Source organism: Alicyclobacillus shizuokensis NBRC 103103 (assembly GCF_001552255.1).
In the GTDB taxonomy this organism is placed as follows: domain Bacteria; phylum Bacillota; class Bacilli; order Alicyclobacillales; family Alicyclobacillaceae; genus Alicyclobacillus_G; species Alicyclobacillus_G shizuokensis.
Window position 1 is genome coordinate 1 of the sequence record NZ_BCQV01000059.1, and the last position, 13,920, is coordinate 13,920.

Annotated in this window: 14 protein-coding genes; 13 read left to right on the forward strand and 1 reads right to left on the reverse strand. The window is 58.6% G+C overall.

Annotated features, from left to right (window positions below; all coding sequences use genetic code 11):
- The first annotated feature begins 69 nt into the window (after positions 1-69).
- The 13 genes from yhfZ to ASH01S_RS16145 all read left to right on the forward strand — a co-directional run bounded on the left by yhfZ (position 70) and on the right by ASH01S_RS16145 (position 12,124).
- Positions 70-993: a GntR family transcriptional regulator YhfZ gene (yhfZ, locus tag ASH01S_RS16085; protein ID WP_157067191.1), complete on the forward strand. Its 924-nt coding sequence runs from the start codon at positions 70-72 to the stop codon at positions 991-993.
- A 20-nt stretch (positions 994-1,013) separates the two neighbouring features.
- A complete protein-coding gene (locus ASH01S_RS16090) occupies positions 1,014-1,367 on the forward strand; it encodes a PRD domain-containing protein (RefSeq protein WP_067929465.1) in 354 nt (117 codons plus the stop codon).
- A gap of 6 nt (positions 1,368-1,373) precedes the next feature.
- Positions 1,374-1,748 (forward strand): DUF2620 domain-containing protein, encoded by a 375-nt coding sequence (locus ASH01S_RS16095; protein ID WP_067929466.1) that lies wholly within the window; start codon positions 1,374-1,376, stop codon positions 1,746-1,748.
- Between the two features lie 15 nt (positions 1,749-1,763).
- Entirely contained in the window at positions 1,764-3,107 is a 1,344-nt protein-coding gene (locus ASH01S_RS16100) for a YhfT family protein (RefSeq protein ID WP_067929467.1), read from the forward strand.
- 90 nt (positions 3,108-3,197) lie between these two features.
- On the forward strand, positions 3,198-4,112 hold the full coding sequence (locus ASH01S_RS16105; RefSeq protein ID WP_067929468.1) for a phosphotriesterase family protein: 915 nt from the start codon (positions 3,198-3,200) through the stop codon (positions 4,110-4,112).
- Between the two features lie 10 nt (positions 4,113-4,122).
- Positions 4,123-5,220 carry an aminotransferase class V-fold PLP-dependent enzyme gene (locus ASH01S_RS16110; RefSeq protein WP_067929469.1) on the forward strand — a complete coding sequence of 366 codons (1,098 nt, stop codon included), beginning with the start codon at positions 4,123-4,125 and terminating at the stop codon, positions 5,218-5,220.
- A complete protein-coding gene (locus ASH01S_RS16115) occupies positions 5,213-6,256 on the forward strand; it encodes an amidase family protein (protein WP_067929470.1) in 1,044 nt (347 codons plus the stop codon). Before ASH01S_RS16110 ends, ASH01S_RS16115 begins: the two co-directional genes overlap by 8 nt.
- 4 nt (positions 6,257-6,260) lie before the next feature.
- Positions 6,261-7,412, forward strand: coding sequence for an alanine racemase (locus ASH01S_RS16120; RefSeq protein WP_067929471.1), 1,152 nt, complete (start codon positions 6,261-6,263; stop codon positions 7,410-7,412).
- Entirely contained in the window at positions 7,409-8,596 is a 1,188-nt protein-coding gene (locus ASH01S_RS16125; protein WP_067929472.1) for a phosphopentomutase, read from the forward strand. Before ASH01S_RS16120 ends, ASH01S_RS16125 begins: the two co-directional genes overlap by 4 nt.
- Positions 8,597-8,630: 34 nt before the next feature.
- Entirely contained in the window at positions 8,631-8,882 is a 252-nt protein-coding gene (locus ASH01S_RS16130; RefSeq protein WP_444541723.1) for an HPr family phosphocarrier protein, read from the forward strand.
- Positions 8,883-8,887: 5 nt separating this feature from the next.
- Positions 8,888-10,558 carry a phosphoenolpyruvate--protein phosphotransferase gene (ptsP, locus tag ASH01S_RS16135; RefSeq protein ID WP_169794264.1) on the forward strand — a complete coding sequence of 557 codons (1,671 nt, stop codon included), beginning with the start codon at positions 8,888-8,890 and terminating at the stop codon, positions 10,556-10,558.
- A 20-nt stretch (positions 10,559-10,578) separates the two neighbouring features.
- Positions 10,579-11,328 (forward strand): glucosamine-6-phosphate deaminase, encoded by a 750-nt coding sequence (nagB, locus tag ASH01S_RS16140; protein WP_067929474.1) that lies wholly within the window; start codon positions 10,579-10,581, stop codon positions 11,326-11,328.
- 22 nt (positions 11,329-11,350) lie between these two features.
- Positions 11,351-12,124 (forward strand): HAD family hydrolase, encoded by a 774-nt coding sequence (locus ASH01S_RS16145; RefSeq protein ID WP_067929475.1) that lies wholly within the window; start codon positions 11,351-11,353, stop codon positions 12,122-12,124.
- Positions 12,125-12,311: 187 nt separating this feature from the next.
- On the opposite strand, the gene ASH01S_RS16150 is transcribed toward ASH01S_RS16145, so the two are convergent.
- A complete protein-coding gene (locus ASH01S_RS16150) occupies positions 12,312-13,790 on the reverse strand; it encodes an IS5 family transposase (protein WP_067929476.1) in 1,479 nt (492 codons plus the stop codon).
- Positions 13,791-13,920: the final 130 nt, after the last annotated feature.

Here is a 13,920-nt window from a genome sequence, read left to right on the forward strand (position 1 = left end):
GTGCTTGCATTCAAAAAGGGGAAGCGTTATAATTTCAATGTACAGAATCCTGTATATTGGAGAGTGCGTATGAGAGAGGCCGAGTTGTTCTCAAGGAACGGATTGGCGGTGCGGTCCATCGCCCGCAAATTGCTGGAGTGTGAACCCGGTTCTCGAATTCCCCGAGTTCAGGACTTCGCTGCAAAGTGTGAAGTCGGGCGGGGCACCGTACAATCCGCGTTGCAACTGCTTGTGGATGCAGGCGCGGTGGGGCTCGACTCACGCGGACACCTCGGGACATTTCTGGTGGCCGCAGACTTTGCAAAATTATGGGAGTTTGCCGGGCAGTCCAACTTGGTTGGCGCGATGCCGTTGCCGTATTCCCGCCGATACGAAGGTCTGGCCTCCGGGCTGTACGCAGCGTTCGAGGGCCAGAACATCCCGTTTCATCTCTCCTACATGCGCGGTGGTGCGAACCGGGTGAAAGCCCTTTGTCAAGGGCGGTACGACATCGTTGTCACGTCGGTGCGCGCGGCGGATGTCGCGGCACAGGATCAACCGATTGCCATCCTGCACAGCTTTGGACCCGGCTCGTACGTAGGGGCGCATGGACTGCTCGTGCGGAATCCGGAATGGCGCTCTGTCCAACCCGGAATGCGCATCGGCGTCGACTCAACTTCGGTAGATCAGTACACACTCACCATGGAAGTTTGCCGGGACGTCGATGTTGAGTTCGTGGAACTGCCGTACATGCAGCTGTTTGAGCAATTGCTGCACGGGAAGATTGATGCGGCAGTGTGGAACATCGACGAAGTGGAACAGCGCTACGGCCGCCGCGGACCGGTGTCCATTGTGCCGCTGGAGTTTCGCGAAGACGATGCCACCGAAGCCGCACTGGTCGTTCGCCGGGAGGACTTGAGCATCTTTCAGAACCTGCTCAAAACCGTAGACCTCAACCAAGTGACCACCATTCAACAGGCGGTTCTGGCCGGAACAAGCACACCACACTACTGATACAGCCGGAGGCGACAGCCATGAACGAGACACTGAAAGAACGGCTGGACATTCTTGAGTCCTCAAACCAGATCACTCCAGCCATCCGCAAACACGTGGAGCGGTTTGTGGAGTGGTTTGAGAATACGTACCACGTCACTTTGGTGGAAGAAAACGCGGGTGCGTTTGTCACTCACTTCGCCATCGCGTGCGCCCGTCTGCAGCGGGGAGAGCCGGTGACGGAGTGCCCGGAGAGCATTACGGAACTGGTAGCCAAGTATCCGGAAGTACACCAACTGGCTAGCGGCATGTTTGAAGGAATTGCAGAGAACGTACCCGCTGCGGAAGTTGGTTTTTTGACCATGTACGTATGTCTTTTACTCGGAAAGGAGTAATGGGAAATGGCAATTCGAATTACGATTGGCGGTTTGAAGAAGGAAGTCATGGAGCGCGCCGTGAAACAGGCCGGCGGGGACAACGTAGAAGTCACGGTGACTTCAGATTTTGAAGCAGCCAAGAAAATCAAGGCTGGTCAGGCGGATTACTACTTTGGCGCCTGCAACAGTGGAGGAGGTGCTGCCCTGTCTGTCCTCATCGGTATCCTCGGATACAGCAATTGTGCAACGGTAGCCAAAGCCGGGGGACGTCCGAAAGCAGAGGAAATCGAAAAACTCGTTCAGCAGAACAAAATTGCCTTTGGGATGGCCGTAGAGTCCATTGAGGAAGCGGCGCCCATCCTGGTTAAGAGCCTGCTGAAAAAACACGGTCTAGAGTAGGGGGGGAACTCGGGCATGGTGTTAAAACTTATACTTGTCGGCGTCTTGTGCGCACTGACCGCGCTGGCGTCGCACATGGGGCGGGCGGTATTCCATGACGGCGTACGTCCGATTATGCCGGAGTACGTAGAAGGCCGGATGAAGCGCGGCGAGATGGCGTCGGTGGCCTTTGGCTTGAGTGCCGGCTTCGTCGTATCTGTCGGTTTTGCGTTTACGCTGGCGTCGAAACTGCTCAATCCTTGGCTTCTGTTTCTGCCGACGGACATCCTCGGCGTCCTGGCGCCGCGCAAGTGGCTCGCGGCTGTGTTTGGGGCAGCTTGGGGTGTACTCGTCTCCGTCGCGTTTGATGCACTGAACACAGTGTTCGGGTTATTGCCTATTAACTTCCTGAACTCGCTCGGTGCACTGTCGTCTCCGGTTATTGCCGGGTTTGCGCTGTTCCCGGTGCTTGCGGTCTTTTATCAGTTTGGCAAAGTCAGAGGTATCATCACGCTTGTCTTGGAACTGGTCTTCCGCCAATTGGCGGCCATGAAAATAATCACGGTCGGCGGCACGGCGATTACGCCGGAAGCTCTGGAAATGTTCGTCGGTGTCATCCTGCTTGTGGTGTTCGCAATTGTGAAGGACGTCGGGGCGAATCGCACCCGTGACAAGAGCGAGGACACCGGGGAAAGCTTGTTTGCAGCCCGCACCAAGCGGATTGTCTCGTCCATTCCCTTGATGGCTATTGTCGGCGGTCTGGTCGCCTTGATCAGCAACCTGCAGATCCTGGCTGGTTCTGAAGTCGACTTCCAGGCGCTGCACACGGCGTATCAAACCGGCGGCAACATATCGCAAATCGGGACCGTCGCCTTCGCAGACTTCATTCGCGGTTTGGCCTTCATTCCGTTGATTGTCACCACCGCACTGGCATCCGGCGTGTACGGCGTCGTCGGCCTCACGTTCGTCTATCCCATCGGCTACTACGTTGCACCGGCACTGTTTGGCAACGGCATGGCAGGACACATCGCGGCGTTCGTCATCGGTGCGGTCTGGATCAGCCTTGAAATGTTAGGTTTGCGGGCGATTGGCAAGGGACTTGAAAACTTCCCGTCCTTGCGCGAAGCGTCCGACAGCATCCGCAACGCAATGAACAACGTGTTGGAAATCGCATTGCTAATTGGCTCGGCACTGGCCTCCCTCGGCATGACCCATTCGCCGAAGGACCCGCAGAACTTCTTCGCGTTCGCAGTGTTCGCGGCGCTGTACCTAATTAACGAAGCGATTGGCCGACCCATCATCCGTCTGGCTGCCGCACCGCTGGCTGCCATCGTGACGGGCGTTGTCATCAACATCTTCTTCGTACTGCACTTGATGTAACCGCGGCGGATACCTGCCGAAAATTTCACACAACCTCGTGTAGGATGGGCATTTGCCCATCCTACACCGATTGTGTAAGGGGTGGAACTCATGGGATTTGTACGGACTGTGCGTGGTGACGTGCCGCCGGAAACTTTGCAGGCCACCATGATTCACGAACATATTGCCTTCGACTTGTCGCACGTGCGCAACGAGACCGACTCCATCCTCGCGGACAGCCCGGAACTGGTCCACGAACTGGAGTTGCCCAAGGAGTACGGTTGCAACGCGTTCGTGGAAGTCACGAACCGCAACATGGGGCGCAACGTCGCCATGCTGGCCGATTTGGCGAAGCGGCTCGACGTCTACATTGTATGTGCCACAGGATTCTACAAGGAAAGCGTCTATCCGGCCGAGGCGTTTGAAAAGTCGCGCGCCGAAATTGCCGACCTGTTTACCTCGGAGATCACCGAAGGGATTGAGGACACAGGCATCAAAGCCGGCATTATTGCCGAGATTGGCAGCAGCTTCGAAGAATTGACAGAAGCAGAAGACAAGGTGTTCCGGGCCGCTTGTGACGCGCAGAAGCGTACTGGGGCGCCATTGAGCACACACTGTGAAATTGGCACCATGGGCACCGCCCAATTGCGCATCTTCGAGTCGGAAGGGGTGGATTTCAAACACATCTCTTTTGGACATCAGGACCTGAACCGGAACATGGAAGAACAAGTTACGCTTCTGAACAGCGGTGCGTACCTGCAGTTCGACACCATTGGCAAGAACAACTATCGTTCGCACGAGGAGCGAGTGAACAACCTGCTCGCCTTGCTGGACAAAGGCTTTGAAGACCAATTGATGCTGTCCGTGGACCTGACGAGGAAATCGTACTTCCGCCGCAATGAAGGTCCAGGGTACGTGTATCTGTTTGACACATTCCTGCCTGACTTGCGCAAGGCGGGCGTCACCGACGAAGTCATCAACAAAATGTTGATTGCGAATCCACGTCGCTTCCTGACGTTCAAATAAGGTGGTTTCTATGGAGTTCTACCCATTACAGCCCATCTCCCTGGACGAAGCCAAGCAAGTCCAGTTCCGATTGGTGGAAGCTATTGCGGATGTGTTCACGGGTACGGAGTTCTTCCAGATGGGTGACGTCGGCGTACCGCCGAGCGGCAGGCCTTTGCAGACACAAAAGGTGGAACAGGTGATTGCGAAGGCGTTTGGCGTCCCGGACTGCGCGTTGGTGCGCGGCGCCGGTACAGGCGCCATTCGGCTGTCGCTGTCTGCGCTGCTCGACCCGGGAGACCCGGTGATTATCCACACGGCTCCCATCTACCCAACGACGGAAGAGACGTTCCGGGCACTCGGTCTGAAACCGTTGGCGGTTGATTTTCATGACGACGAGGCATTGGTTGCGGTGCTGCCGCAGGGAAAAGTGCTGTACATTCAGCACACACGGCAACAGCCCTCAGATCACTACGACCTAGCCCACGTCATTCAGACCGCCAAGCGCGCGCGCCCGAACCTCCCGATTGTCGTAGACGAGAACTACGCCGTATTCAAGACCCGGCAGATTGGCGTGGAAGTCGGGGCCGATATCTCGACATTCTCGGCGTTCAAGCTGCTTGGACCCGAAGGGATTGGCGTTGTGCTCGGCGACAAGGACACCGTCGCGCGCATTCGCACGCGCAACTACTCAGGCGGCGGCCAGGTGCAGGGGCCGGAGGCGATGGAGGTGCTGCGGGCGCTGACCATGGCACCGGTGCTCATTGCCGTCCAGTCCGAGCAGGTGGACGCCCTCGCTCGTATGCTCAACGACGGAGCGGTGCCGGGCATTTCCGAAGCGTACATTGCGAACGCCCAGTCGCGGACCGTCATTGCCAGGTTGGAGCAACCGATTGCGGCCGAAGTCATCAAAACCTGCAACGAGTTTGGCGCAGCGCCGTACCCAGTGGGGGCAGAGTCGAAATACGAAGTACTGCCGATGATCTACCGCGCGTCCGGAACGGTCTCGGCGAGCCTTCCGGAATTGAAGTCGTATCTGTTGCGCATCAACCCGATGCGGGCTAGTGCGGATTTGGTGGTAAAGATCCTCAAGCAAGCGCTGGCAAAGGTGCAGAGTTCTCATGACTGAGCTGGAATGGATGGAGCGGTTCGCGTATTCGTATGCGAATGCGTATCGGTACAGGGACTCTGTCGTCTGGGTGAACCGGACGGCGCCCACCACGGCGCGGCACAAGCTGGAGGCTGGTGCGGAGCCCATTCTGTTTGGCGTGAAAGACACGAACCAGATTCCGCGCGATCTCGTCGAGCGGCTGGCTGCGGAGCCAGACTTCGTGTGGTTGACCGTCGACAAAATGGCAGCCTACGGGCGGGCCCTTGACCCGGACCTGGTGAACCCGTTGACGGGTCAGTGGATGACCGGGTCGTCCAGCGGCAGTGCGGTGAACATCCTGCGCGGTGTACACGATCTTGCCATCGCGACTGACGGCGGCGGCTCCATCCTCGGCCCCGCGCTGGCCGCGCAACTGTACGGGATCAACGGCAAGGGACTGGGACTGGTCGGCGCGCACCCCTCCCGGTCCACGGAAGGGATGCCGCTGTCGGTCGGCATTGGTGTCCTCAGCCACTCGCTGGCGTTTGCCAAGCGGGCGATGGAAGCCCTGTTTGGGCAGGCGCTGGACGCACCCGTTGAAGGCCTCCGGGTCGCACTGGATGAAGCGGCACCGGACCACCTGGCGGACGCCTTGTCGGCGAGCGGGTGCACCGTTCGCCGCTTTGCCAAGGGCGAATCCCACCAGCGCGTTCACGGCCTCGCCTTGATGGCAGAACTGTTCCAGGACTGTCAAGTGATTGTCAGTGCGGAAGGTCCCGTGGACGTAGACGAGTACGCCGACTCGCTGGTGATGAATGGACAACCGACCGCCCGTGGTGGAAAGCATCTGCTGCGCAGCGCAAACCTCGCGGATACGACCGCCGTTGCGGTGGCCGGCAGTTCCACAGCATCCGGGTTTGTCGTCATGGCTCCGAACGGCGTCACAGCGGGGGCACAAGCACTGGCCGTTGCCCGCGTGGTGGCAGAGCAGTGCCCACGACCGACCCTGTTTGAAGATTATTTCCTGGGGCGCATGCGCTCCCGTTCTACCGGCTTTTTTCACGAAGGGATGTGACACCATGTTTCTCGCACAACTGTGTACACGAAATGGCGCATTTGTCGACAGTGCGCTGCAACTGTACCGGTCTGGACAAATCCCGCCGAATTCGTACGCGCTCGACGTTGACCAGATTGGCCGCAACGCGGCTGCCATGGCCGCCGCTGCGAAGGAGCGAAACCTCTCCCTGTACTTCATGACGAAGCAGATTGGGCGCAACCCGGTTGCTTGTCGGGCGATTGCGGAGGCGGGCATCCGCAAAGCCGTCGCGGTCGATCCCGCTGAAGCCCTGATGCTCGCCGACAACGGCGTGGAACTCGGGCACGTCGGCCATCTGGTGCAAATCCCTGGGTACTACATGGAACCGATTCTGCGTAAGCGTCCGGAGGTCGTCACCGTGTTCAGCGTCGCGGCGGCAGAGACCGTTTCCCGCGTTGCGGCGGCGCTCGGACAGACGCAGGATCTGTTGCTTCGCGTCATTCGACGGACAGATTCCATGTACAACGCGCAGGAAGGCGGCCTGCTGCTGGATGAGCTCGAATCGACGGTTCAGGCCATTTCCGCATTGCCGAATGTTCGCATCGTTGGCGTGACATCGTTCCCATGCATCATCGTTCAGGATGGCGTACTCACAGAGACCCCCAACCTGACGACCCTGCAACTGGCAGCCGAGCGGCTGCGGGCCATGGGCGTCGATGTGCAGCAGATCAACGCACCGAGCGCCACTTGCGTGGCCAGCATCCCGATGTTGCAGGCGGCGGGCGCAACGCACGGCGAACCAGGGCACTCCCTGACCGGGACGACGCCGTTGCACGCCGTGTCTGAGCAACCGGAAGTGCCCTCTTATTTGTACATCACGGAAGTCTCCCATACGTATGACGGATGCAGCTACGTGTACGGCGGCGGCTACTACGCGCGCGGCTATCTGCAGCAGGCCCTGGTCGGGAACTCCGCGGACAAGGCCCAGCGGGTGGACGTGATTCCGCCGAACGCAGAGAGCATTGACTACTACTTGCGCCTGGTCGGTACGTTCCCGGTGGGAACGCCGGTCGTCATGGCATTTCGAACGCAGATGTTCGTGACCCGTGCAAATGTGGTACCTGTCACCGGCATCGCTGAGGGTCGATCCGAGGTCGCCGGGATTTACTCCGTAGAAGGGAAGCGAATCGGATGAAGCGGGCTGTACTGTGTGTTCTGGATGGATTCGGAGCTGGCGCGATGGAGGATGTAGCCAAGGTTCGGCCGCAAGATCGGCAGGCCAACACCATGCGCCACGTCCTCGAGAAAACGGGTATCAAGTTGCCGTTCCTGGGGGAACTCGGGTTGGCGCAAATTCTCAATGAACCCAATCTGCTGCCACTGACGCCGCCCCTGGCCAGCCACGGGCGGTGCAATCTGTACCACTCGGGCGCCGACAGTTACGCCGGCCACAACGAAATCATGGGCGCGCGCCCGATTCACCCGAAGATGCAGTTCATGCGCGAATTGGCGCCGGAAATCGAGCGGCGTCTCGTGGAAAAAGGCTACACCGTGACGTACCCGATTGAGGGCACGAGCATCCTGCTCGTGGACGGGGAAGTCGTCATCGCGGACAACATGGAAAACGACCCCGGGCAGATCATCAACATCACCGGGGCGATTGACATGACCCCGTTTGACAAGGTCGTCGACATCGGCAAAGTCGTGCGGGCCGTGGCGGAGACGAGCCGCGTGATTCCGCTCGGCGGAACGGGCATTACGGTCGACGACATTCTCCGCAACGTCGTCATCCAGCCCGAGCGTACCGGTGTCGACATGGGGAAGCTCGACATTTACAACGAGGATTACCATGTCCGTCACCTCGGCTACGGCATTGACCCGGACAAGCAAGTACACTCCATTCTCATGCGGAACGGATTTGAAGTGTATTTGTACGGTAAGATGGCGGACGTGATTACCGGCGAAGTCAGCGAGCGCGACCCAATGGTGGACAGCCAGGGCGTGGTGGATCTGATCTGCAACCGTCTCGGGAACATGTCGGACGGGTTCATTTCCGCCACCATTCAGGAAACCGACCTCGCCGGGCACGAGGAGAACGCCCGGAAGTTCGCCGGTGTTCTGGAAATTGCGGACAAGGGCCTGCGGCGGGTCTATGAGCTGCTGGAGCCGGGCGAACTGTTGATTGTTACGGCTGATCACGGGAACGATCCGGCGATTGGCTCCAGCCAGCACACGCGGGAAACCACGCCGCTGCTGGTGTGCGTCAAGGGATCGCCGGCGCGCAATCTCGGACTGCGCGATACGCTGGCCGACGTCGCGGCGACGGTTGCGGACTTTTTCCACGTGAACGCGCCGGAGTTTGGCACGTCCGTGCTATGACAGCAACGAGATGATTGAGAGAGGATGAACGAATATGTACGAAAAGAACGCGGTTGTCCAGTTGGCGCAAGGGTTGCATGTGCGGCCGGCGTCTGAGTTTGTGCAACGGGCGCGCGCTTTCGCCAGCAAGATTTCACTCGTCAAAGGCGACAAGGCGGTGGACGCGAAGAGCATACTGGGCCTGATGGGGCAAGGGTACGGAAGTCACGATTCGCGCCGAGGGAACGGACGAAGTCGAAACGGTGGATGCCTTGTGCACGTACCTGTCGCAGGCGGAGTGAGGTGATTGTGATGAAGGGCATAGGGGCATCGGATGGCATTGCAGTCGGTCGCGCCAAGCGGCTGAATGCAGAAGAAACCGTCCCGGCGTACACGGTGGAGGACACTGCCGCGGAAGTAAAGCGGGCAATGGCGGCCCTGGAGACCGCTCAGCAGGCAATCACAGCACTGCTGAACGGCGGCACCGTCCAGGCGGAAACCACCCCGATTCTCGAGGCACACCGGGAAATCCTCGCGGATCCGGAGCTGTGGGAGCAGGTCAAACAAGAGATTGAATCGACGTCGCAGAATGCCGAGCGTGCGTTCTTCGACGTCTTGTCGATGTACGAGCAGATGTTTGCGGCGATGGAGGACGAGTATCTGCGCGAACGCGCGGCCGACATGCGCGACATTCGGCGGCGAATTCTGCGTGTCCTGCAGCGGGGCGGCGCAGGTATCGCGGACGCTGTGGAGGAGTCGGGTGTGGTGCTGGTCGCAGAAGACATCGGTCCGTCGGAACTCGCCGCTTATGATGCGACGCAGATTGCCGGCCTCATCACCGGGGTTGGCGGGACGAGCAGCCACAGCGCCATCATTGCACGCTCCCTCGGGATCCCGGCCGTGGTCGGCGTCGGTGCTGCGCTTGCCAAAATTGCGGACGGAGCGCTGATTGGCCTCAACAGCACCACCGGGGAAATCATCGTCAACCCGACGGCGCAGCAACAAGCGGACCTTGAAGAGGAACGGCGCGCGTTCGCTGCCCGCCAACAGCAGATGGCACAGTTCAAGTCGCGCCCGGCCGTCACCCGGGAGGGGGACACGGTCCGCGTCGCGGCGAACATTGCGGGCACCAAAGATGCGGCGAAAGCGGTTGACGTCGGCGTAGACGGCGTGGGATTGTTCCGCACCGAGTTTCTCTACATGGACGGCTCGAACTTTCCGTCCGAGGACGAACAGTTTGCGGCCTACCGCGAGGTGCTGCAGGCCATGCAGGGAAAACCGGTGGTCATCCGCACGTTTGACATCGGCGGTGACAAGCCCCTGTCCTACTTGCCGATTGAAGAGAGTAACCCATTCCTCGGTTACCGGGCCATTCGCATCTGTATGGACAGACCCGATATCTTCAAAACGCAGCTGCGGGCTTTGTATCGTGCCAGCGAATACGGTATGCTGGAAATTATGTTCCCGATGATTGCAACGGTGGAAGAACTCTGGCAAGCGCTGGCGATGGCCGAGGAAGCCCGGCAGGAAGTGGGCGCAGAGCGCGTGCCGCTCGGCATCATGATTGAGACGCCGGCTGCAGTCTGGATGAGCGATGTGCTCGCACCGCTGGTTGACTTTTTCAGCATTGTCAGCAACGATCTCGTTCAGTACACGATGGCGTGCGACCGCACCAATGAGCGGGTATCGTACCTGAACCACTACTTCCAACCCGCTGTCCTGCGCTCGGTCCAACATGTGATTGCGGCAGCCCATCGCTTCGGCAAGCACGTCGCGATGTGCGGCGAGATGGCAGGGGACAAGGCGCTCATTCCGGTCCTTTACGCCATGGGACTAGACGAATTCTCGATGTCAGCGGCGCGCGTCCTGGCGGCGAAGGAAGTGTTTTCGCAGTTGACCCGGGCCGAGGCGCAGGCGCTGTGCGAAAAAGTACTGGCAGCAGAGACAGGCGATGAAGTCAAACAGATTCTCGGTGTACACTGAAGACCGAAGGAGGTGACGAGATGAAAATTCGCGTCTTTGACAATGCTCACGACGCAGGTGTGTATGTGGCAGCGCTGGCGGAACAGGTGGTGGAGCGCCAGGCCAAGCCGGTGCTTGGGCTAGCGACCGGATCAACCCCCATTCCGTTTTATCAGGCACTCATCCGCCTGCACCAGTGCGGTCTCGATCTCTCGAACGTGACGACCATCAACCTCGACGAATATATCGGGTTGACCCCATCACATCCGCAGAGCTACGCGCGCTTTATGTGGGAGAACCTGTTCTCGCACGTGAACATACCGGAAACGCAAATTCATCTCCCGAACGGAGTGGCCTCGGATTTAGAAGCGGAATGTATCCGCTACGACGAAATCATCCGCAAGAACCCGATTCACTTGCAGGTGCTTGGCATTGGTGTCAACGGCCACATTGGCTTCAATGAACCGGACGACACGCTGTTGTCACGGACGCACATTGTCAACCTATGCCCCGAAACCGTGGCGAGCAACGCGCGGTTTTTCCAGCACATCGACGACGTTCCAAAGCGGGCGATTACCATGGGGGTACAGGCCATCCTGCAGGCGGACCAGATTGTCCTGATGGCGTTCGGGCGGGAGAAGGCAGAAATTATTGCGAAGGCGGTGTTCGGCGAAGTCCGTACGGACGTACCGGCAAGCATCCTCAACCTGCACAAGAATGTGACGGTTGTGCTCGACAAGGACAGTGCGAGTGAACTGTTTGACGAGTCGGGCGTGCTGCGGCGCAAATGACCGATGGAGGCCGCGATAGATCATGATTCGCATGTTTTTCTTTGACATTGACGGTACACTGATTGACCCGCGCGTCGGAGAGGTTTCCCCAGCCGTACGCCGGGCCATTTCCTTGTTGCAGGAGCGCCGCATCGAACCGATCCTGGTGACAGGACGACCGCCGTTTGCCGTCACGCCGCTGGCCGAATCGCTCGGCATTCGCGGCTGGGTGGCGTACAACGGCGGTCTGGCAGTGATGGAAGGGGAGAGGGTGTACAACAACCCAATTGACCCGGCCAAGCTGGAGCAACTGGTGCCCCTCGCCGACGCCCAAAACCACCCGCTGGTGTTCCCGGGTCTGGATGACTATTACACGACGGTTGCGAATCACCCGTACGTGCAGAAAATCTTCCGATATCCACCGCAGTTTGCCCCGGCCTATTGGCAAGATCACCCCATCTACCAGGTAGAGTTGATTGCCCCGAACGAAGAGGTTGCGGTCTACATGGAACACTTTGCGCGTGACTTTCACTTTTACCCGTGGCACGTAGCGACTTCGGCGACCAATGTAAATCCATTGACCAACTCCAAGGCAGTTGGCATGCGCGCCATCCTCCAGTCGGTCGGCCTCGACGAGTCCGCGGCTGCGGCGATTGGCGACGGTCCCAACGACGTGGAGATGATTCGCGCAGCAGAGCTTGGCATCGCGATGGGCAATGCATCCGATACGCTGAAAGCGGCAGCAGACCTGGTGACGGACTTAGTATCCGTTGACGGTGCGGCCAAGGTGATCGAAGAATTGCTGAAAACGTGGTAATGGCAGGATTTGCTTGGAATGAAACCCCCATGTTGGGGCGTGGCACTGCAAATTCTATCAGGAAGTGCTTAATTATAGTAAAATATCCTCTACTTAGGGTGCTGCTGAACAGGTCTTTTATCAGGCCTTCGAGGGCATACGCGGCTCATACTACTTCGGGTGTGCTGGCCCGGTCTGTCGTCGACGTTCATGCGCGTAGCAGTACACTGCGAGGCTCGTAATATGTTACAAACCGAGCCCAAACGGCGTAAAAAAGAAGGCGGAGCCGCTGCTCCAGGTTCATCACCAGCAACTGCAATGCAATGACTGTTTCACTGGTTGTCCTCAGGCGCGCACGGATCAGCCCGAGTCCGTACAGGCGCTTGCCTTCGCCAAACTTACCTTCAATCGCGTTTCGCTCCGCCGCATCTTGCCTCTCGATACGCTGCTGCTCAGCCTCCAAGGACTTCGACGGCCGTCCTAATGCAGGCCCGCTTAACCGGATGCCGTGCTCCTTGCAGTAGCGTAGGTTCTCCCGGGTGCGATACGCCTTGTCCGCCAATACAGTTTCCGGATAACAACCATACCGTTCCCGATAAGCTTCCACCGCCCCCTGCAACGTCTGCCCCTCATAGAAGTTATTCCAATCCAGCCGCTCCAGCCTGGCATAACCGTTTACAAGACTCACCATCACCTTCGCACCGAATTCCACATTGGCCCGCACCTTGCCACGAACGATCGGGCGAACATGCGGTTGTGAGATACTGACGATGCGATCTTCAATCCGCCGCGTGCGCTTGCGATACATCTCCTCCTGTTGCCGATACAGCTCGCAGATCACCATCAGTTGCCGGTGTTGGCGCCTACTGAGCACACCCAGCCCCACTTCATCCTTCAGCTGTGTAATGATGCGCAAGTCGCGCGCCACAAAGCGCAACTGTTTGCCAATCGCCTTGCGCAACACCCGTGGACTCACGCGACGTTGCTTCGCCACGGCCAGGTACGCTTTGTGCGCCTTCTCCCGGTACGTTCGTGGCTTGCGCTTACCGGCTTCCCGAGCCGCATGCAGAACATCGATGATTTCCTCCAGTTTCTCACGTGCCTCGTTGAGCAACGAAAGGTCGGTCGGATAGGCGATGTCTGCCGGCGCGCACGTGGCATCCAAAAGCAGCTTCCCTTGGTTCCCCACCTCTTGGGTATTCTCGCTACGCCCCTTGACGGCATGGGTGTCCGATTCACCCGCAGAACCACCATCTTGATCATCCGAATCATCGTGATGGTTATCCTGTTCTGCTGCGATCCATTCGTTGACTTGGTTGATGATGTCCGGGCCCAGCCGCTTGCGAAAGTGCGTCATCAGGGAAGGGTGAAACGGCGGATCGTCCTGGAATTTGGGCAGTCCGATGAAGTACTGCAGATACGGATTCCCCGTGATCTGCTGGACCGTTTCCCTGTCACTCAGACCAAGCCGTTGCTGAATGATGAGGGCGCCAAGTGCCATACGGACCGGATACGCCTCTTGTCCCATCGTTCGAGATCTGAACTGTTTCCCATAGTGCTTTTCGACCTTCCACCACGGAATCATCTGAGCCAGCTTGACCCAGCGGTTATTCCCATTCAACTTCCCGCCGAACGGCAGGAAGAAGTCGCCTGGCAGAATCATCTGATCTTCCGTCTGACGAAACACGGACACGTCCCCCATGTGCAAAGATTTTAGCCTCTGGCACACAAAATCCTTGCACATGCATTCGCGTTCAAAGGCAAAATTCCTTGTCAGCAACTGGTTTTTCGGCTGTTCAGCAGACCCTAAATAAGGG